Below are 21,046 nucleotides of genomic sequence, written 5' to 3' on the forward strand. Positions count from 1 at the left end.
TAGGTTCTTCCACGGAGGCTGCGGCCAAAGGCCTGTGCGAAACGTCAACAGACGAAGCGACGGCAAAGGGCCGCATTATATCGGCCCTGCGCGCGGGGTACAGCGTGTTTATACGATAGAAACGGTCAATTGGACGGCTAACGCGGTCAGTTGCGCGAAAACTCGACGAATGTCGCGATGACTTGCTCGATTTGCGCACGGCTGACGTCCATGTGCGTGACCATTCTAAGACGACCGGCGGCGCTGAGCTTGATCCCGCGCTCAGCGGCAAAGGCCTTGATCGCTTCGGCCTTGTCGCCCATTTGCACGTAAACCATGTTGGTCTGCACGGGTTCGACGTTGTAACCGGCGTCACGGAGTCCGTCCGCCAGGAATTGCGCGTTGGCATGGTCGTCGGCCAGACGCTGGACATTGTTATCCAGCGCGTACAAACCCGCCGCGGCCAGAAGACCCGCCTGACGCATCCCGCCGCCGACCATCTTGCGCAGGCGGCGCGCCTTGCCGATCAACTCGACCGAGCCGCACAACACCGAGCCGATCGGCGCGCCCAGGCCTTTGGACAAGCAGACCGACACTGAATCGAAATGCCGGGTGATCTCGCGGGCATCAACGCCCAGTTTCACCGCTGCGTTGTACAGCCGGGCGCCGTCCAGGTGCAGGGCCAGACCGTGTTCACGGGTGAAGCTGCGAGCCCGGGCCAGATACTCCAGCGGCAAGACCTTGCCCTGCATGGTGTTTTCCAGCGCCAGCAAGCGGGTACGAGCGAAATGGAAGTCGTCCGGCTTGATCGCTGCGGCGACCTGTTCCAGATCCAGCGAGCCATCGGCCTGCACTTCCAGCGGCTGAGGCTGGATCGAACCGAGCACTGCCGCACCGCCCCCTTCGTACTTATAGGTGTGAGCCTGTTGGCCGACGATGTATTCGTCCCCGCGCTCACAGTGCGCCATCAAGCCCAGCAAGTTGCTCATGGTGCCCGTCGGCACGAACAGCGCCGCGGCAAAACCCAACCGATCGGCAAGCTCGGCTTCCAGTCGATTGACCGTCGGATCTTCGCCGTAGACGTCGTCACCGGTGGCCGCCCTGGCCATCGCGTCGAGCATCCCTGGAGTCGGCTGGGTGACGGTGTCGCTGCGAAGATCGATAACGCTCATGAATCTGGCCTCGGTAAGCAGGGGAAAATCCCGTTCAGGGGGGAATTACTGCGGCCTTGACGACGAATAATCAACCCTTGGGCGAGGAAAAGGCCGCTCAAGCGAGTGAAAAAGTCGATAACAATCATCAGATAGCCGCAATGCACAGGGGCGAAATATGTGTTAAAAACGCTGCGCCGCCAGACAATCTGACGGCAAAACGTTCTCAGGGCGGGGTGCAACTCCCCACCGGCGGTAATTGCGCGCAATGCGCATAGCCCGCGAGCGCTTGGCGACAGCACGGCTTTGGCGGTGACTGGCGACAAGGTCAGCAGACCCGGTGTGATCCCGGGGCCGACGGTCATAGTCCGGATGAAGAGAGAACGGGATTGGCGCCAAAGGGCCGTCCGCCGGCATTCGTGCGAGCGTGCGTACCCTTAAATCCCATTCGATTCATATGCCCTGTTTTTTACATAAACAGGAGTCAGAACATGCAACCCACCGCAATCGACAGCAAAAGCAAAAACCATCAGGGCGAGCGCGTTGCGTTCATCCAGGCCTGCTGGCACAAGGAAATCGTCGACCAGAGCCGTAAGGGCTTCGTCGCCGAAATGATTGCCCAGGGTTATCAGGAGTCGGAGATCGATTTCTTCGAAGTCGGCGGCGCCTTTGAAATTCCTTTGCACGCCAAACTGCTGGCCAAATCTGGTCGCTATGCCGGCATTGTTGCCGCTGGCCTGGTGGTCGATGGCGGGATCTACCGTCACGAATTCGTCGCCCAGTCGGTCATCAGCGGGCTGATGCAGGTTCAGCTGGAAACTGAAGTGCCGGTGTTCTCGGTGGTGTTGACCCCGCATCACTTCCACGCCGGTGAAGAACACCAGAAGTTCTTCTTCGATCACTTTGTGCACAAGGGTCAGGAAGCGGCGAAGACGTGTGCGGATACGCTGCAGAAGATGCGAGCCTTGCGTCGCAGTGAACACCGCGCAGTAGCGGTCTAAACACCGGACACAACTGTGGGAGCCAGCCTGCTGGCGATAGCGGTGTATCAGTCGACAACCAGAGTGACTGACACACTGCAATCGCTAGCAGGCTAGCTCCCACATTGGTTCTGCGGTGAATTCAGGCGAGGTTTTCGTCGGTAGTCGGCACGATCAGGATGCCGGCGCGCAGGCCATTTTTCACCTTGGGGTTCGGGAAGATGATCCGGGCGCCCTCTTCCTCGATGATCCAGCGCGTCTGGGCGATGTCTTCGGCCAGCAGATAGCCCACTTCCAGTTCCGAAAAGTTTTCAATGTCCGCTGGCAGGTTCAAGCGGAAGCTGTCGCTGTGCTTGATGATTTCCCGCGCCACACTGAATAACTGCAACCCATCCAGCGCCGCATCGTTCGGTTCCGGCTCGGAGCCTTCGATGATCTGTTTGAGGCGGGTTTCCAGCAATGAGACGTTGACGCCATCGTTCTGCCCGAACGGCCGCGCCTTGCCCAACTCCAGGGTGAAAGACTCGGCGCCGAGCTTGTCGTAGGTGTAGGAACTGAAAACGATGGACGGCTTGTTTTGCAGCAGCACCGCTTCCATACCGGCGGCGCGCAGGCGTGCCAGCTCCTGACGGGAATGCTGGCGACCTTCTTTCCATGGATACAGGGCGAACTGCTCGATTTTCGAGCCACGAATCGCCGTGTGCAGGTCGTAGTGCAGTCGCTCACGATCCGGCAGGCTGAAGAAACTGGCCGCCAGCCGCTCGAGTTCACAGGCGCGCAAAGCCTCGGAGCCACTGGTTTGTTCGTGACGGCCGTTGAACAGCCGGTTGACGTCCTGCTCGATAAAACGCTCGCCTCTGCGAATCGCGTCCGGGTTGCCGAACAGGAACAGAATGCGTGCACGCGGCTTCAAGTCGCCGCGGGCGATGTCATGCAACAGGCGATCAAGCAACTCGATCGGCGCTGTTTCGTTGCCATGGATCCCGGCTGACAGCAGCAGGTCCAGGCCGTTGTCCCGAGCTTCAGGTGGCCGGACTTCCAGCGCACCTTCGCTCAACCAGCGCATCCGCACGCCTTCGACAGTCAGTTGAGTCTTCTCCGCCGGTTCGCGGCCGGCGAGGGTCAGTTCAAGCAGTTTGCCGAGGGCGAGCATAGAGCGGTTTCCTTAGTGGTCGTGTGCGCAATCCGGGCCGTGCACGTGGTCTTCGTCACCGACTTCAGCCGGTTCCATTTCCAGTTGCAGACTTACCAGATTAGTCGCCAATGGGCGCAGCAGCAGGTTGGCGTATTCAGCGTCGCCTTCTTCGACGTCCACGCCGATCAGCAGTTGGCCGCGGCCATCTTGCTGAATCCACAGCTCTTTGCCTTGCCACAGGACCGCGACGCGGGTGCAGGAAGTTTCCAGTTGCGTGCCGTCGGTGTCTTCAAGGATCAGCTGCAGGGTATCGCTCATGTGTTTTACGCTCTCGGCTTTCAATTGATCTGGAATGGATAAACCGCGCCCAGTTTAAGGATTTGCGTCAGTTCATCCAGTGCCGTCCGGCACTCAAGCAGCAATTGCGGGTCCGCGAGATCGTTTTCGGTCATGCGGTCGCGGTAGTGCTTGTCGACCCATTCGGTCAACGTGCCGTACAACGGTGCCGTCATGATAACCCCTGGGTTGACGGCCGCCAGTTCGGTTTCATTCAATGCGACGCGCAGGCGCAGGCACGCGGGGCCACCGCCGTTCTGCATGCTTTGCTTCAAATCAAAAACTTTGACTTCGCGGATCAGGCCGCCAGAGCTGGTCAGGCCTTGCAGGTACTGCCAGACGCGCTCGTTGCCACGGCACTCTTCCGGCACGATCAACAGCATCGAGCCATCAGGACGCGACAGCAGCTGGCTGTTGAACAGGTAGGAACGCACCGCGTCTTCCACGGTGACCGCAGAGCGCGGAACGCAGATCGACTGGAAATTCCCGCCGACCTTGGCCAGTTTGCCTTGCAGCTCGGCCAGCATCTGGTCGGTGTCGAGGAACGCGTCCTCGTGATAGAACAGCACTTCGCCGTTACCCACCGCGATCACGTCGTTGTGGAACACGCCCTGATCGATCACCAAAGGGTTCTGCTGACCGTAGACCACGCCGTCGTCGCTCAAGCCGTGCAGACGGGCAACCGCTTGCGACGCTTCGAGCGTCTGGCGCGCCGGGTACTTCTGCGGCGCTGGATAGCGGGTATCGAACGCACTGCGACCGAACACAAAGAACTCGACGCCGGCTTCACCGTATTCACGGCAGAAACGGGTGTGGTTGGCCGCGCCTTCATCACCGAACTGCGCCACGGCCGGCAACGCGGCGTGGTGAGCGAAGTGTTTCTGGTCCGCGAACATCGCGCCCAGCACGCGGCTGGTGGTCGGGTGTTCGATGCTGCGGTGGTATTTGCAGTTGAGGTTGGCGGCGGTGAAATGCACGCGACCGTCAGCGGTATCAGCGCTTGGGCTGACGGTGGCGGCGTTGGCCACCCACATGCTCGAGGCCGAGCAACTGGCGACCAGCAACGGCATTGCGTCTTTGGCAGCTCGCTCGATCACTTGCGCGTCGGTGCCGCTGAAGCCCAGGCGACGCAGGGCGGCCACGTCAGGACGCTCTTGTGGCGCCAGCACGCCTTGCTGAAAGCCCATTTCCATCAGCGCTTTCATTTTCGCCAGGCCTTGCAGCGCGGCTTCCTTCGGGTTCGAAGACTGCTGGCTGTTGCTCTGGGACGCTACGTTGCCGTAGGACAGGCCGCCGTAGTTATGGGTCGGCCCCACTAGACCGTCAAAATTGACTTCATAGGATTTCATCAGCGAGGCTCCACGAGAATCTGTTGTTATAGGCTTCAGTAACTAAATTTGAGACCGAGGCGCAGCCATCGCCAGCAGGCTGGCTCCCACAGGTTCGGGGGTGTCCACACATTTGGTGTACGACCCAATCACTGTGGGAGCCAGCCTGCTGGCGATGGGCATCACGCCATCTTCACGCCGGGCGTAAGAGCGGCCGGCAACGTCAGGCTCGGCGTTTCCAGCGAAGCCACCGGGTACGCGCAGTAATCTGCCGCGTAATAGGCGCTGGCGCGATGGTTGCCCGAGGCGCCGATGCCGCCGAACGGAGCGCTGCTCGCAGCACCGGTCAGCTGTTTGTTCCAGTTGACGATACCGGCACGGCTTTCCAGCCAGAACTGCTGATAACGCGCTTCGGAATCCGACAGCAGACCGGCGGCCAGACCGTATTCGGTGTCGTTGGCTTCAGCGATCGCCGCTTCAAAATCAGCGTAGCGGATCACTTGCAGCAGCGGGCCGAACAGCTCTTCGTCAGGACGATCGGCCACGGCCGATACATCCAGAATGCCAGGGGTCAACAACGCGGCTTGCGCCTGAGGCTGAGTCATTTCCAGCAGCGCCACGGCGCCATTGGCCAGCAGATGCTCTTGGGCATCCATCAGCGCTTTCGCCGCACCGAGAGAAATCACCGAGCCCATGAACGGCGCCGGTTGCTGATCGAAGGCACCGACCTCAATGGTCGAGCAGACCGCCACCAGACGCGCCAGCAGTGTGTCGCCCCAGGCGCCCTGCGGCACCAGCAAGCGGCGCGCACAGGTGCAACGCTGACCGGCGGAGATGAACGCCGACTGGATGATGGTGTAAACGGCAGCATCGAGATCAGCGACCTCATCGACCACCAGCGGGTTATTACCGCCCATCTCCAATGCCAGAATCTTGTCCGGACGACCGGCGAACTGCTGGTGCAGGTGATTGCCGGTGCGGCTCGAACCGGTGAAGAACAGACCGTCGATGCCCGGGTTCGCCGCCAGGGCGATACCGGTTTCGCGAGCGCCTTGCAGCAGGTTCAACACGCCTGCCGGCAGGCCGGCTTCGATCCAGCACTTGACCGTCAATTCGGCGACTTTCGGGGTCAGTTCACTTGGCTTGAACAGCACACTGTTACCGGCCAGCAGCGCCGGTACGATGTGACCGTTGGGCAAGTGACCGGGGAAGTTGTAAGGACCGAACACCGCGACCACGCCATGCGGCTTGTGGCGCAATACGGCGGTGGCGTCGCCCAGCGGGCCGCTCTTCTCGCCGGTGCGTTCACGGTAGCTCTGCACCGAGATCGCGATCTTGTTGATCATGCTGGTCACTTCAGTCGCCGATTCCCACAGCGGTTTACCGGTTTCTTCACCGATGCAGCGCGCCAGTTCGTCAGCGTTGTTTTTCAGCGCGGCGGCAAAAGCCTCCAGCACGGCGATGCGTTCATCCAGGGTGCGACGGGCCCAACCCGGAAACGCCTGACGCGCGGCTTGCACGGCGGACTCAACCTGAGCAGCGGTAGCGCCCTCGCCGGCCCACAGCACTTGCTGGGTCACCGGGTCCAGCGACTGGAAGGCTTCGCCCTGACCGGCCAGCCATTCACCTGCGATGTATAGCGAATTCATTATTTCGACTCCCGAGCAGCAGACAACGGAACGGCGCGAACCTGATCGCCGGCGTTGAGTTGAAGACGTTTGGCGGTCAGCGGATCGACGACCAGCGTGCCGGCGGCGAAGCGTGCTGGCGCGGCAGTGATCCGGCAGTCTTCGCGCTTGCGGTTGTGAATCAGGAACGGCGTGGCGTCGTCACCCGGCGTGCCAATGGCCAACACCAGCGCCTGACTGTCGCGCACCGCGCGGATCTTGCCGGTTTCGCATTCCACCGCCGGGCCGGCGTCGAAGATGTCGACGTAGCCCTGGTAGCTGAAACCTTCGCTCTTGAGCATCGACAGCGCCGGCTCGGTGTCGGGGTGAACCTGACCGATCACGTTGCGCGCATCCGGCGACAGGAAGCAGGTGTACAGCGGGAACTTCGGCATCAGTTCGGCGATGAACGCCTTGTTGCCCACGCCGGTCAGGTAATCGGCCTGGCTGAATTCCATCTTGAAGAAGTGGCGGCCCAGGCTTTCCCAGAACGGCGAACGCCCGGCTTCGTCGGACACGCCGCGCATCTCGGCGATGATCTTGTTGCCGAACAGCTGCGGGAACTCGGCGATGAACAGCATCCGCGCCTTGGCCAACATGCGACCGTTGAGGCCCGTGCGGTAGTCGGCGTGCAGGAACAACGAGCACAGTTCGGAGTTGCCGGTCAGGTCGTTGGCCAGGAACAGCGTCGGGATTTCGCGATAGATGTTCAGCTCTTGGGACGCGCTGACCGTCAGGCCCACCCGGAAGTTGTACCAGGGCTCACGCAGACCGACGGCGCCGGCAATCGCGGAAATCCCCACCACACGACCGTTGTCATCTTCGAGCACGAACAGGTAGTCCGCATCGCCGCGCCCGGCTTCGCCGCGGAAGGTCTTCTCGGCCCAGCCGACCCGATGGGCCAGACGCTCTTCGTTGGCCGGCAAGGTGGTCAGGCCGGTGCCGGTGCTGCGGGCCAGGTCGATCAGAGCGGGTAAATCGCTGCTGCGTACGGGACGAACGATCATGCTATCTCCTCAAACGGGCCGCCAACGCCACCCGCGAAACTTCGCTGCTTTCTAGGCAATCAAACCGCTACAAGGCGCACGCTGGCACCTTCACCGACGCCCAGGGCTTCGGCTGCTTCCAGGTCCAGGGTCACCGGTTTGCCCGGCGCGTAATCGAGCTCGAGCAACACGGCGCGGTAATCCTGCAACTGGGCATTGGCCACCAGATATTGACGACCGGCGCCTTTGACCGGCTCACCGATTTTCACCGGGACCACACGGCTCTGGGCGATCGAACGGATCCCCGAGACACGTGCATGCAGGGTCGGGCCGCCGTCGAAAATGTCGATGTAGTGATCGGTCTCGAAGCCTTCGCGCATCAGGATGTCGAAAGTGATCTGCGCCCGTGGATGCACCTGGCCCATCGCTTCTTGCGCGGAGTCCGGCAGCAACGGCACGTAGATCGGGTAATGCGGCATCAGCTCGGCGAGGAAGGTGCGGCTCTTCAGACCGCACAGACGCTCGGCTTCAGCGTAGTTGAGGTCGAAGAAGTTACGGCCGATGGCATCCCAGAACGGTGAGTCGCCGTTTTCGTCGCTGTAACCGACGATCTCGGTCACCACGGAATCGGCAAAGCGCTCCGGATGGCTGGCCACGAACAGCAAGCGACCACGGGAGTTGAGCTCGGCCCACGGCGAACCCACCAACTCGCGCTGCACGTAGAAACTGGTCAGCAAACTGTTGCCGGTCAGGTCGTGGCACTGGGAGAGCACGTGGATCTTGTTATGAATCTTCAGCTCGCGGGAAGCGTGTACGAAGGTTTCATTGCGGAAACTGTAGAACGGCTCCGAATAACCGGCCGACGCCACGATGGCCGAACAGCCCACCAGCTTGCCGGTGACGGAGTCTTCGAGGACGAAGAAATAGCTCTCTTCACCGTTGAAGCTGACTTCGGCGGAGAACGAAGCTTCGCTCGCGGCGATCTTGTCGCTCAGGCGTTCAACGTCATCCGGCAAGGAAGTGACACCAATCGGGCTGTCCGCAGCCAGACGCTGTACCTCGCCCAGATCAGCCATTTGCGCGGGGCGCATCACCAGCATGGTGTCACTCCTTAATCTCAGAACTTACAGAAGAAAAAATCCCGGGCTGCCCCTGAAACAACTCAGAGTCAACTGTGGGAGCTAGCCTGCTGGCGATATCGTCCTGTCAGGCAACAATGATGTTGGCTATCAGGCCCTCATCGCTAGCAGGCTAGCTCCCACACGTTTGATCCAGCCCGAAACAAAAATTTGGTTCGACGCCTGAAAATGTCAGGCGTCGAAGGGTCTATCAGGCTTGCGTCAGTTTCGCCGCAGCGCGCTCGAAACGGTCCAGACCTTCATCGATGTCAGCATCTTCCACCACCAGGCTTGGCGCGAAACGCACCACGTCCGGGCCGGCTTGCAGGACCATCAGGCCTTCGCGCTCGGCAGCGTTGAAGATGTCCTTGGCCTTGCCTTTCCAGGCATCGCTCAGCACACAACCGATCAACAGGCCCATGCCGCGGACCTTGGTGAACAGGCCGTATTTCTCGCCGATCTGTTCCAGGCGCGCCTTGAATTTCTTGTGCTTGGCGTTGACGCCGGCCAGCACTTCAGGGGTGTTGATCACGTCAATCACCGCTTCGGCCACTGCGCACGCCAGCGGGTTGCCGCCGTAGGTGGTGCCGTGGGTGCCGACGACCAGATGTTTGGCCAGGTCTTCGGTGGTAAGCATCGCCGCGATCGGGAAACCGCCGCCCAGGCTCTTGGCGCTGGTCAGGATGTCCGGGATCACGCCGTATTGCTGGTAGGCGAACAACTTGCCGGTACGGCCCATGCCGGTCTGCACTTCGTCGAAGATCAGCAGCGCGTTGTGCGCAGTGCAGAGGTCACGGGCGCCTTGCAGGTATTCGAGTTCGGCCGGGATGACACCGCTCTCGCCCTGGATCGGCTCCAGGACCACGGCGCAGGTCTTGTCGGAAATGGCGGCTTTCAGCGCAGCCAGATCGTTGTAAGGCACGTGGGTGATGCCGGTGATTTTCGGACCGAAACCGTCGGAGTACTTCGACTGACCACCGACGTTCACCGTGAACAGGGTGCGGCCGTGGAAGCTGTTGAGCGCGGCGATGATTTCGTACTTCTCGCTGCCGAACCGGTCGAAACCGACACGACGGGCCAGCTTGAACGCGGCCTCGTTGGCTTCGGCGCCGGAGTTGCAGAAGAACGCACGCTCGGCAAAGGTCGCGTTGATCAGCTTATGCGCCAGGCGCAGGGCCGGCTCATTGGTGAACACGTTGGACACGTGCCACAGCTTGTTCGCCTGCTCGGTCAAGGCACTGACCAGCGCCGGGTGCGCATGGCCCAATACGTTAACGGCGATCCCGCCAGCGAAGTCGATCAGCTCGCGGCCAGACTGGTCCCACACGCGGGAACCGGCGCCACGCACAGGAATGAAGGCGGCAGGCGCATAGTTGGGAACCATTACCTGGTCGAAATCGGCGCGTTCTACCGCAGCGTGCTCAACGGACATCGGAGTCTCCTGAAAAGGAACACTCGCCTGAAACTGGCGAGCGATGGGGGGATTGTAAGGACAGTTTTCAGCCCGGCCTTGCCGCCAAGCGACAACTTCTTATAGCGCAAACCCCGGTTTTAGCCGGGTTTACGGCAATGCGACATATAGCGTCGCAAAGGCGCAGTTTAAACCGGCGGCACAGGTTATAGGCAGGCTTGTGAAGCGGTGCGGTAATTATGTACCGCACGCCATGCGTCATCGTCTGTTTTGCTGCGCGTCCATCCAAACGCTAAGGGATTAGCGCAATGACCCAGCATCACCCCGAGCTCACGGCTCAGCCAGACACGCATTTTCAGCATGTATTCCACAATCTGCCCGATTGGGTAATAACAGCATCGCCCGCCACCCGGCGCGCGCTCAAGAGCGCACCGCTGGATATTCCTGGCTGGCACACCACAGCAACCCGCCAGCAGCATCAGGCACTGAAAGCAGCCAACACGCACTACCTGACCCAGCGCAACCACCTGGAATCCATGCTGGATAAATTGCAGAACGCCCGGGACTTTGCCGAACCGCTTCTGCAAGACGCATTGAGAACCCGGTACGGACTGGAACTGGACGTCAAGACGACCTTCCTGCGCCTGTACATCCCGCAGACCATTCCATGGTTCCCGATCAAGACCGGTGCAGCGCGCACCTGGACGGTATCGCTGCTCGACGCCGCCCTGCACAACTTTCAGGAGTCGGAAACTGAAGCCGAGGCCTACGAATCAGCCTCGACATTCATCACCGAACCCTCGCCAACGGGGCAATTCGAGACGTTACCGGCGATCAAGCGCCAACTCTCCATTCAGCACTTCACCCGGTTATGCAGGGAGCTGGATATCGGTGCTCGATACGAGACATACCTCAAGGAAAACCTGGGATTTACCAACCCGGTGGCGGCTGCCGTGTTGAAGTCGAGCGTGATCAAGACACACAAGGCCGCCCTGCTTTCAGCCCTGCAACTGGCCCAGCTCCGGGCCGACCTGCCGCAGGACGCCTGCCAGTCGATTCTCGACATTCTCGAGGGCCGGGAAAACGTGGGGCTGGACAACTGGCGACTGCACTGCCACGACCTGAAAATCATGTCTTCATTGCTGACGGGCATCGTCATTTTCGCGCCGAGGCTTGAGCTCACCGCCCAGCGCTCGCGGATCATCGCCTACATCCCCGACGACCCGGAACATCCGCTCAAACAGTACCCCGACACCCTGGCGTTCATGACCGAGCTGACCCGCAAACTGCGCGCCCCGGCTTATCAGGCGTTCTTCAGCCGGTTCATCGATCATCAGGAACGAGGACACTTTTTCGCCGACCTCAACAGCCGTCTCAGCGCGGTCACCTGGCATGAACACCAGCGCGGTGATCCGCTGCCGAGCTGGCGCGATACCCCCATCGACACGCCCAACCTGCAGTTCTCGGTCAGTCAGATCAGTCACGACCTGGGGACACACCTCTACCAGCAGCAACTGAACAAGATCCTCAATGACGGGCGCACGCTTGCGGTCTCTACCGCCAGTGCCGACCGAGCGGCACGGTGGGCGGCATGGGACGCCTTCAGCAATGTCGCCAAAAAGATCCTTGAAGTGGCGTCGTTCGCTGCCCTGCCTTTTGTTCCGTTTCTGGGCGAGATAATGCTGGGCTACATGGCCTACCAAGTGCTCGACGACGCCTTCGAAGGCATCATTGACTGGGCCGAAGGCCTGAAAACCGAAGCGTTCGGGCACTTGATGACGATCGTTGAGACGGTGGTGGAACTCGGCACGTTCGTGGTGGGCGGCGCCATGGCAGCCAATGCGTTCAATGGCCTCATGTCTCGCGAGGCGGTGACGCTGATTTCCCCGCTCAAACCGGTCGAAACAGCCCCAGGCAAAACCCGATACTGGAAACAGGACCTGACCCCTTACGAACAATCCGTTGATTTGCCGGACCCTGCCCCACGCGATCATCTCGGTTTATATCAGCACGAGGGCAAAACCCTGGCTCGCGTTGAAGACAAGCTCTACTCGGTCAAGCTGGACAGCAAGACTGGCCGCTTTCAGATTCAACATCCGAACCGGGCCGATGCCTATCAGCCCGCTCTGCGCCACAACCATCATGGCGCCTGGCAGACCCTGCTGGAGCGACCGCTGACATGGGACCGGGAAACCGTACTGCGCCGACTTGGCCAGAGCGTCGAGTCGTTCAACACTGCCGAGCGCGAGCAAATCCTGCAGATCAGCGGTTTTCACGACAACGTGTTGCGCGAGATGCATGTCGAGAATCAGCGCCCGCCTTCGCTTCTGACCGACACGATCAAGCGCCTCAACATCGACCGCGACATTCAGGCACTGGTCGATCAGACCGGAAGCGAACATCCCGATCGCTATCAGGCGTTGAATCAGCGCTCATCCTTGTTCCAGTCTCGCTACCGCGAACTCGAAAAAACCGACGACCGCCATGTTCAACTGCTGCAAGGCGAAGTGCGCGGACTGCCCACGGATATCGCGCAAGAACTGGTGAGCAACGCAACCGGCACCGAGCTGAAACAAATGCACAGCGGGCGCTTGCCGCAACGGCTCAAGGATGTAGCACTGAAAGCCCTGGTCGCGGTGCGTGTCGCCAGAGCCTACGAGGGGTTTTATCTGGAGGGCATGGAAACGGCGGATACCCATCGTCTGGCCCTGCACACGCTTGAGTCACTGCCCGGCTGGCCCGCTCGCCTGCGCATCGAGGTCAGGGAGTTTTCCCATGAAGGGACGTTGCGCGACAGCATCGGCGAACCCGACGCGCCCCTCCTCAGGACATTGGTGTACGCCGAGGACGGCACTTACAAGGTCCATGACAACACTGAACTGCCGGGCGACTTTTATCAGGCCATCCTTCAGGCATTGCCTGAAACGGAGCGCAACGCGATGGGCCTTTCTGTCGACGACGGGCCGATACTCAAACAACGCATTGTCCGGCAAGCACAGCACAAACCGGAGTTGCGCGCGCTTCTGGCCAAGCACCCCAACCGAAAACCCTTCTATGACCCGACGACCATGCGCCTGCCCGGAGGAACGGCGGGTTACCAACGCATCGGTCGCCCGACACCGACACTCAATGACAGGGTTCGCGAGGTGTATCCAGGCCTGCCCCAGGATGAACTCAGCGCCATCGTTGCCCGCTTGCAACGCCACCCCGATGGTGCTCGCGTGGAGCTTTCGCGCCTGCGCAATGAAATGGAACGGCTGCACGAGGATCTGGGCCGCTGGATAAACGAAGCGCCCACCGTCCACCCCGAAACCAGGCTTCCACTGAGCGAGCTGGAACAACAGGCACAGCAGCACAACCGACGGTTGCTGGCCCAGGAAATCCAGCGTAGCTGGCGCAGACTGTCAGACCGGGACCTGGGCGCTGCGGACAGCAGTGACCGATACATACTGCGGTTCGCGGAACCGATTCTGGGTGATCTGCCGGTTCTGACGGCGGACTTCAGCCACGTTTCCCTGCTGGCCCTTGAAGGCAGTCGTGCAGAGCAAGGCATTCACGGGTTTCTGCAACGTTTCAATGACCTTCGTCGCCTCGATTTGCGCCAGTTTTCGATGACCACCCTGCCCGAGGCGATTCCACGGATGGCCAACCTCGATGCATTGCTGCTCAACGACTGTGCAATCACGTTCGACGCCGCCACCTGGACAAGGCTGACGTCATTGAAAAAACTGGTGATGCTGGACCTGTTCCGGAACCCATTCACCACGACACCCAGCATCGAGTTCATGCCGGAACTGGTGCACCTGGACCTGAGCGAAACAGGTCTGACGGAATTCCCCGCCAGCGCCATCACGCACCCCAGGCTCGACACGCTCATGCTGATCAACAACCGAATCACCGAGCTGCCTGCCGGGTTGTTCGAGAGCAAGGTCTACGACAAGCGTGGCATCCACCTCGCGGACAATCCGCTCGTCGACAGCGATCGACATCTCATCAAGCTGCATTACCTCGAAACCTCATACGATCTGGGTGTCTATGCCCCCGAGGCAGATATCGTGCGTGTCAGGGCGCTATACCCGAACATGGAGATCGAGCAGGCCAGCGATTTCGTCTACGAATTGCCGGGAACCCTGGAGGATGGCCGGGTAGAACTGACCAGGCTGGAAACAGAGCTCGCTCAATTGAGCAGCGACCTGGCGGCATGGACCACCGACCTGCCGCCGCTTCACCCACGCACGGGCGAACCGTTCAACGAGCGCCAGGTATCTGTCGAGCACACCAACCGCAATGAATTCATGCAAACGCTGCAGCAATGCTGGCGGCATCAGAGCGAACTGGACGACTTCAATGAAGCGCTCGAGCCCACGTTTGATCTGATCATCAGTTCCCGGATAACGGGAGAGCTGCCCACCCTCAGCGCCGACTTCAGCCATGTCTCGACGCTGGAACTGCAAAGTGTCGATGGCGTGACCCGGATCGGCCACTTTCTCGACGCCTTCCCCAATCTCAAAAGCCTGAGACTGCGTGAGTGTGACCTCGGCACCCTTCCCGAGGCCGTGTTCAAGATGGGTCGACTGCGGTCACTGTCACTGTCTGACTGCCGCATCACTTTGTCAGCGGAATCGGCAAACGCATTGGCGGGAATGGAGCAGCTGGACTATCTGGACCTGAGCCTCAACCCTTTGGGTCGAGCGCCCGATCTGAGTCAAATGAAGGAGCTCTCCACCGTCCTCCTTGCCGAGACCGGCATCACCGAATTGCCCCGTGGCCTGCTGCAGCTGGAGGAACTGGATTGGGCCGACCTGAGCGATAACGCCATCACCGAGATCCCGAGCGACATCATGGAAGTGCCCGTGGAAGTGGCAGAGAACATCAGTCTTCGAGGCAATCCTTTTTCCGAGGAAAGCGTGTTACGGCTGATCGACTACTACCAGAGCACAGGCACGGATTTCGGTGTGGAAGAAGTGATCAATCGAGGTGAGATTCAGGTTTCATCAACGGAGGGGTCCGAAGTCGACGAGTAAGGCCGCCGTCAGCCTCGTTCCGATGGCACCGACGACAACTCGAACGGACTGCTGCTGCGCCGCTGGTTGCGATCTTCCCGCGGCGTGGCGCCGAAGAAGTTGCGGTAGGCACTGGAGAAATGCGGCCCCGAAGAGAAGCCACACGACAGGCCGATCTGAATGATCGACTTGCTGGTTTGCATCAACATCTGCCGGGCCTTGTTCAAACGCAGTTCCAGGTAGTACTGGCTCGGCACCCGGTTGAGGTATTGCTTGAAGATGCGCTCCAGCTGCCGACGGGACACGCACACATGCTGGGCGATTTCGTCGGTGGTCAGCGGTTCTTCGATGTTGGCTTCCATCAGCAACACCGCTTGGGTGAGCTTCGGGTGGCTGGAACCGAGGCGGTTCTGCAGCGGAATGCGTTGGCGCTCGCCGCCTTCGCGAATGCGCTCGACCACCAGCTCCTCGGACACGGCGCCAGCGAGTTCGGCGCCGTGATCACGGGCCAGCACGGCCAGCAACAGATCGAGAACCGACAGACCGCCGCACGCGGTCAGGCGATCGCGATCCCAGTCGAACAGGTGACTGGTGGCGATGACTTTCGGGAAACGCTCGGCGAAATCGTCCTGCCAGCGCCAGTGCACGGCAGCGCGATAACCGTCGAGCAAACCGAGTTGCGCCAATGGGTAGACACCGGCCGACAGACCGCCAATCACGCACCCGGCACGCACCAGTTGTTTCAGCGAACTGCTGAGCGCCGGCGCAAGTGCGGTCGGCGGCTCATCGGCGAGCAGGAACAGTTTCTGGAAATGTTCGAGCTTGCCGGCCCAGGGTTCCCCCGGCAATTGCCAGGCGCCCTCGGTCGGCGGTTCGGCCTGCAAGAACGACAGTTCGTAGACCACGTCCGGATGCACACGCTGGGCAACACGCAAGGCCTCCTCAGCCAGCGCAAGCGTCAGTGCTTTAGTGCTGGGCCAAATCAGGAAACCAATTCGATGGGCAGTCATGGCGGGCAATCCGAAACGAAAACAGTGATGAAGGCATGGGCCAATGCTAGCCCGTAAATGAACGCATATCTCAAAACCAGCACAGATCAAACTGTGGGAGCTGGCCTGCCAGCGATGGCCGCGTGTCGGTGCCAGATATGTAAACTGTCCCACCGCTATCGCTGGCAGGCCAGCTCCCACAGGGATCGGAGCCGGCCTTCAGGTTGCGAAGCATGCACTATCCCGGTGCGCAACGGGAGTTCGGTTTACTTCAGGCTGCCCGAGAGGAATTGTTGCAAGCGTTCGGACTGTGGATTGACCAGCACCTCACGCGGGTTGCCGCTTTCTTCGACGACACCTTTGTGCAGGAACACCAGTTGGTTCGACACTTCACGGGCGAAGCCCATTTCGTGCGTGACCACCACCATGGTCCGGCCTTCCAGCGCCAGGGCCTGCATGACCTTCAGCACGTCGCCGACCAGTTCCGGGTCGAGGGCCGAGGTCGGTTCGTCGAACAGCATCACCTCGGGTTCCATCGCCAGGGCACGGGCAATCGCCACGCGCTGTTGCTCGCCGCCGGACATGTGGCCCGGGTAGGCATCCTTACGATGCGCCACGCCAACCTTGTTCAGGTAGTGCTCGGCTTTCTCGCGGGCTTCGGCCTTGGACATGCCGAGCACGTGGACCGGCGCTTCCATGATGTTTTCCAGCGCGGTCATGTGCGACCACAGGTTGAAATGCTGGAACACCATCGACAGGCGCGAACGCATGCGTTGCAGCTGTTTCGGGTCGGCGGCCTTCAGCGCGCCGTCCTTGTTGGCCACCAGTTTCAGCTCTTCGTTGTTGAGCAGAATTTTGCCCGCGTGCGGCTGCTCCAGCAGGTTGATGCAGCGCAGGAAAGTACTTTTGCCGGAGCCACTGGAGCCGATGATGCTGATCACATCACCAGCCGCCGCTTTCAGGGACACGCCCTTGAGCACTTCGTGACTGCCATAGCGTTTATGCAGGTCTTGGACTTCAAGTTTGTACATGCGGTCGGTTCTCACAAAAACAGTCAGTCAGTCGTTGAGCAAGCGCCCGTGACGCAGCGCTTCGCGCCCCGCCACCTTGGCCAGCCAGAAACCGGGTTGGGCATAACGCAGCCGTTCAATGGCAAACAGCACCCCGGACGTACCAGCACACACCGTGCTGACCCGATCCGATAACGGATCGATCACTTCGAAAATCTCGTCGCCGGCTTCGATCCACTCACCGGGTTTACGCAAGAAACTGATCACGCCCGGATGCGGCGCGAACAGCAATTCGGTGCCTTCGAACGGCATGCCTTCGCAAGCTTCTTGCGCCGGTTTCGGCCATTCGCCGCTGATCAAGCCTTGCTCGGCGAGGAACGCCAGAATGCCTTCGGCGTAAGCCTCGGCATCGGCGCGACCGGTGTCGGCCTGACCACCCAGTTCAATGGTGGTCGCCAGGCAGGCCAACGGAATCTGCGCGTCCGGGAACTGACGCGACAGACGCAGCCACGGCAACGAGCAGGCTTCGTCGAAGGAACTGCCGCCGGAATCTTCCGCCAGCAGGCCCACTTTCACATTCAGGTGCGCGGCGAGCGAACGCCATTGCGGCCAGTGTTGCGGCAAGGCGTACATATGCAGCGCAGCTTCGGCGTCGCAATGCAGATCCAGCACGACGTCGGCGGTGCAGGCGTGGCTGAGCAGCACGCGCTGCATGCCTTGCAACTGGCTGCTCGCCTCAGGCAATGCGGCCAGATGATCGCTCATGGCCTGACGGATCAAGCGGATATTGGCGTGCGGATCATCGCCCAGGTGCCCGTCCAGCTCAGCGACCACTGGCGCGCTCAGCTCGACGAAATCCCGGTTGAAATTCTTGCCGCTGCCCGCTTCGAAACGCCCCTGATGATTGCCCTGAAGCAGTTGACCGAGGCCCAGTGGATTGGCCACCGGCACCAGTTCGATCACACCGTTGAGCAAGCCCTTAGCTTCGAGTTCGGTCAGGCGCTTTTTCAGCTCCCAGGCGGTGCGCATGCCCGGCAGTTCATCGGCGTGCAGGCTGGCCTGGATGTAAGCCTTGCGCTCGCCGCTGCCGAAGCGGAACACCGAAATCTGGCGTTCGCTTCCCAGGTGGCTCCACGGCAATGGATGATCGATGCGTTCCATATCAGTGCTTCCGCGGGGCCAGATAGCCCAGCCAGCGGCGCTCGGCCAGTTTGAACAGCTTCACCAGAATGAACGTCAGGCACAGGTAGAACACGCCAGCGGTGATGTAAGCCTCGAACGGCAGGTAGAACTGAGCGTTGACCGTGCGCGCGGCACCAGTGATGTCGATCAGGGTCACGATGGAGGCCAGACTGGTGGTCTGCAGCATCATGATCACTTCGTTGCTGTACTGCGGCAGCGCACGGCGCAGGGCCGACGGCAGCAGGATGCGTTTGTACATCTTGAAGCGCGACATGCCCATGGCCTTGGCCGCTTCGATTTCACCGTTCGGCGTAGCGCGCAGGCTGCCGGCGATGATTTCCGCGGTGTAGGCGCTGGTGTTGATCGCGAAGGCCAGGCACGCACAGAACGTCGCGCTGGACAGCCACGGCCATAGGAAGCTTTCACGTACCGCTTCGAATTGCGCCAGCCCGTAGTAGATCAAAAATAGCTGCACCAGCATCGGCGTGCCGCGGATCACGTAGGTGAAGAGCCAGGCCGTCATGTTGACGGCTGCGTTCTTCGAGACGCGCATCAGGCCCAGCGGCAAGGCCGCCAGCAGACCGAAAAACAGCGACAGTGCGAGCAATTTGAGGGTGGTCACCAGGCCGCCGAAGTACAGCGGCAAGGCCTCCCAAATGACGTTGTAGTCGAAGATCATAGATCAGCCGCCCTTACGCCTACCGAGTAGCGCTTCTCAAGGTGACGCAATGCCAGCAACGAGACACTGGTGATCACCAGGTACATCGCCGCCACTGCGAGGAAGAAGGTGAAAGGCTCGCGGGTGGCATCTGCCGCCTGCTTGGCCTTGAACATCATGTCTTGCAGACCCACCACCGAAATCAGCGCGGTGGCCTTGGTCAACACCAGCCAGTTGTTGGTGAAACCCGGAATCGCCAGACGAATCATCTGCGGCACCAACACCCGGAAGAACACCTGAAAACTGCTCATGCCGTACGCCATGCCGGCTTCTGCCTGACCCTTCGGGATCGCCATGAACGCGCCACGGAAGGTTTCCGACAGGTACGCACCGAAGATGAAGCCCAGGGTGCCGATACCGGCGGCCAACGGGTTCAGGTCGATGTAATCGTCATAGCCCAGCATCGGCGCGACGCGATTGAGCAGGTCCTGACCACCGTAGAAAATCAGCAGGATCAGCACCAGGTCGGGAATCCCGCGGATGACCGTGGAATACAGATCGCCCAGCCAGGCCAGCCAGCGCACCGGGGAAAGACGCAGCGCAACGCCGATCAGCCCCAGAAGGATGGCCAGGGCCATGGACGACAAGGCGAGCTGAAGCGTCAGCCATGCGCCATCGAGGATGACAGCCCCGTAGCCTTTCAACATGATTCAGGTCCTCGAAAGTTGGGATGAAAAAATGGCGCAAACCTCAGAGATCCTGCTGCTTGCGCCATTTCGGACTTGTCGCCTGGACGTGTTACTTGCCGTAGATATCGAAGGCGAAGTATTTGTCCTGGATCTGCTTGTACTTGCCGTTCTCGCGAATGGCGGCGATCGCAGTGTTGATCTTGTCTTTCAGCGCGTCACCCTTGCGAACCGCGATACCTACGCCGTCGCCGAAGTATTTGACGTCGGTGAAGGCCGGGCCAACGAAGGCGAAACCTTTGCCGGCGTCGGTTTTCAGGAAACCGTCATCCAGCAGCGTAGCGTCTGCCACGGTGCCGTCGAGGCGACCGGCAGCCACGTCGAGGTAGATTTCGTTCTGCGAACCGTACGGCTTGATCTCGGCACCCAGCGGGGCCAGGACTTCGCGGGCGAAACGCTCGTGGATCGAACCACGTTGCACGCCGATGTTCTTGCCCTTGAGCTCGGTCAGGCCTTCGCTGACTTGAGTGCCGGCCTTCATGACCAGGCGAGCCGGGGTGTTGTAGTACTTGTTGGTGAAGTCCACGGACTTCTTGCGGTCTTCAGTGATCGACATGGACGACAGGATCGCGTCGATCTTGCGCACTTTGAGTGCCGGGATCAGACCGTCGAACTCTTGCTCGACCCAGGTGCACTTGACCTTCATCTCTTCGCAAAGGGCGTTGCCGATGTCGTAGTCGAAACCAACGATGCTGCCGTCCGGCGCCTTGGAAGCGAACGGAGGGTAAGCCGCTTCGATACCGATTTTCAGAGGCTTTTCATCGGCGAAGGTTGGCAGGGACAGCACGGACAGTGCCAGGGCGCCAAGCAGCACGAGTTTCTTCATCTTGGGACTCCATCGGTAAAGGGCTAAAACGGCAGAGTGAGCGACAGCCCAATATGCGGATGAGTGGAACCGGAAAGCGTTGCTGCGTCCTACAGTGCCTGTGCGAATTTTCAACACAGGCAACGACGAGCGAGTGATCGGCATTCTAACGACAGGCCCGAAGCCGATATTTCTTCAATGCGACAACAAATTACAGAAGCACCGAGAAAGCCGTTTGGGCACGTTGACAGCCTTGCAATTTCATGCAAGAGCAAAAGACAGTTAACCGATCTATATTGCAAATTGCGGGCCTATTATTGGCAAAGCCTTCTAATCCGGCAAGCGTAGCGTGGGTTCTTATTTTTTTGCCGAGCGAAAATGCACCGTTGCAGGCTGATGGCGTTTCTCAATGCCCCGTATCGGCGCGAGCGGTTACACATTCAGTTACTTGAAGGGTGGCGGGTAACAGTGGGAAATGGCCTACGGGTGAAGCCGATAATTATTGGTTGATGTTGATTGGGCGCCTGACAGATCGCCATCGCTAGCAGGCTAGCTGTGATCT

General features: G+C 60.4%; 16 protein-coding genes and 1 riboswitch. Of the genes, 2 read left to right on the forward strand and 14 right to left on the reverse strand.

Translation table 11 applies throughout. From position 1 onward, the window contains the following. Nucleotides 1-146: 146 nt before the first annotated feature. Nucleotides 147-1,151 carry a low-specificity L-threonine aldolase gene (gene ltaE / locus ACM1ZW_RS01590; RefSeq protein WP_416740054.1) on the reverse strand — a complete coding sequence of 335 codons (1,005 nt, stop codon included), beginning with the start codon at nucleotides 1,149-1,151 and terminating at the stop codon, nucleotides 147-149. A 197-nt stretch (nucleotides 1,152-1,348) separates the two neighbouring features. Next, nucleotides 1,349-1,519, forward strand: a riboswitch (FMN riboswitch). A gap of 102 nt (nucleotides 1,520-1,621) precedes the next feature. Here ltaE and ACM1ZW_RS01595 point away from each other — a divergent pair. Next, nucleotides 1,622-2,131: a 6,7-dimethyl-8-ribityllumazine synthase gene (locus tag ACM1ZW_RS01595; RefSeq protein ID WP_017340218.1), complete on the forward strand. Its 510-nt coding sequence runs from the start codon at nucleotides 1,622-1,624 to the stop codon at nucleotides 2,129-2,131. 121 nt (nucleotides 2,132-2,252) lie between these two features. Here ACM1ZW_RS01595 and astE read toward each other — a convergent pair whose 3' ends face one another. From astE to ACM1ZW_RS01630, 7 genes are all read right to left on the reverse strand, one after another. After that, nucleotides 2,253-3,263, reverse strand: coding sequence for a succinylglutamate desuccinylase (astE, locus tag ACM1ZW_RS01600; RefSeq protein ID WP_414879070.1), 1,011 nt, complete (start codon nucleotides 3,261-3,263; stop codon nucleotides 2,253-2,255). 12 nt (nucleotides 3,264-3,275) lie between these two features. Continuing rightward, nucleotides 3,276-3,563 (reverse strand): hypothetical protein, encoded by a 288-nt coding sequence (locus tag ACM1ZW_RS01605; protein WP_010457234.1) that lies wholly within the window; start codon nucleotides 3,561-3,563, stop codon nucleotides 3,276-3,278. 20 nt (nucleotides 3,564-3,583) lie between these two features. Continuing rightward, nucleotides 3,584-4,930: an N-succinylarginine dihydrolase gene (gene astB / locus ACM1ZW_RS01610; protein WP_017340220.1), complete on the reverse strand. Its 1,347-nt coding sequence runs from the start codon at nucleotides 4,928-4,930 to the stop codon at nucleotides 3,584-3,586. Nucleotides 4,931-5,091: 161 nt separating this feature from the next. After that, the gene (gene astD, locus ACM1ZW_RS01615) at nucleotides 5,092-6,561 is read right to left on the reverse strand and encodes a succinylglutamate-semialdehyde dehydrogenase (RefSeq protein WP_416740788.1); all 1,470 of its coding nucleotides are present in this window, start codon (nucleotides 6,559-6,561) and stop codon (nucleotides 5,092-5,094) included. Further along, nucleotides 6,558-7,583 (reverse strand): arginine N-succinyltransferase, encoded by a 1,026-nt coding sequence (gene astA / locus ACM1ZW_RS01620; RefSeq protein ID WP_017340222.1) that lies wholly within the window; start codon nucleotides 7,581-7,583, stop codon nucleotides 6,558-6,560. The genes astD and astA overlap by 4 nt, the downstream gene beginning before the upstream one ends. A 59-nt stretch (nucleotides 7,584-7,642) precedes the next feature. Beyond that, nucleotides 7,643-8,662 carry an arginine/ornithine succinyltransferase subunit alpha gene (gene aruF / locus ACM1ZW_RS01625; RefSeq protein ID WP_017340223.1) on the reverse strand — a complete coding sequence of 340 codons (1,020 nt, stop codon included), beginning with the start codon at nucleotides 8,660-8,662 and terminating at the stop codon, nucleotides 7,643-7,645. A 229-nt stretch (nucleotides 8,663-8,891) separates the two neighbouring features. Further along, nucleotides 8,892-10,112, reverse strand: a complete 1,221-nt coding sequence (locus ACM1ZW_RS01630) for an aspartate aminotransferase family protein (protein WP_416740055.1) — start codon at nucleotides 10,110-10,112, stop codon at nucleotides 8,892-8,894. Between the two features lie 287 nt (nucleotides 10,113-10,399). On the opposite strand from ACM1ZW_RS01630, the gene ACM1ZW_RS01635 reads away from it, so the two are divergent. Further along, the gene (locus ACM1ZW_RS01635) at nucleotides 10,400-15,115 is read left to right on the forward strand and encodes a dermonecrotic toxin domain-containing protein (protein ID WP_416740056.1); all 4,716 of its coding nucleotides are present in this window, start codon (nucleotides 10,400-10,402) and stop codon (nucleotides 15,113-15,115) included. Nucleotides 15,116-15,123: 8 nt separating this feature from the next. Here the strand turns inward: ACM1ZW_RS01635 and argR are convergent, their stop codons facing one another. The 6 genes from argR to ACM1ZW_RS01665 form a co-directional block, all read right to left on the reverse strand. Further along, nucleotides 15,124-16,104, reverse strand: coding sequence for a transcriptional regulator ArgR (argR, locus tag ACM1ZW_RS01640; RefSeq protein ID WP_017340226.1), 981 nt, complete (start codon nucleotides 16,102-16,104; stop codon nucleotides 15,124-15,126). 245 nt (nucleotides 16,105-16,349) lie between these two features. Next, the gene (locus ACM1ZW_RS01645; RefSeq protein ID WP_008154324.1) at nucleotides 16,350-17,114 is read right to left on the reverse strand and encodes an ABC transporter ATP-binding protein; all 765 of its coding nucleotides are present in this window, start codon (nucleotides 17,112-17,114) and stop codon (nucleotides 16,350-16,352) included. Nucleotides 17,115-17,141: 27 nt separating this feature from the next. Further along, nucleotides 17,142-18,254, reverse strand: a complete 1,113-nt coding sequence (locus ACM1ZW_RS01650; protein ID WP_416740057.1) for a M14 family metallopeptidase — start codon at nucleotides 18,252-18,254, stop codon at nucleotides 17,142-17,144. Between the two features lies 1 nt (nucleotide 18,255). Next, entirely contained in the window at nucleotides 18,256-18,954 is a 699-nt protein-coding gene (locus ACM1ZW_RS01655; protein WP_017340228.1) for an ABC transporter permease, read from the reverse strand. Further along, nucleotides 18,951-19,640, reverse strand: a complete 690-nt coding sequence (locus ACM1ZW_RS01660; protein ID WP_017340229.1) for an ABC transporter permease — start codon at nucleotides 19,638-19,640, stop codon at nucleotides 18,951-18,953. Before ACM1ZW_RS01660 ends, ACM1ZW_RS01655 begins: the two co-directional genes overlap by 4 nt. A 91-nt stretch (nucleotides 19,641-19,731) precedes the next feature. Next, nucleotides 19,732-20,505, reverse strand: a complete 774-nt coding sequence (locus tag ACM1ZW_RS01665; protein ID WP_010457256.1) for an ABC transporter substrate-binding protein — start codon at nucleotides 20,503-20,505, stop codon at nucleotides 19,732-19,734. Nucleotides 20,506-21,046 lie beyond the last annotated feature (541 nt).

Source organism: Pseudomonas sp. NFX71 (genome assembly GCF_048079215.1).
Classification (GTDB): Bacteria; Pseudomonadota; Gammaproteobacteria; order Pseudomonadales; family Pseudomonadaceae; genus Aquipseudomonas; species Aquipseudomonas fluorescens_B.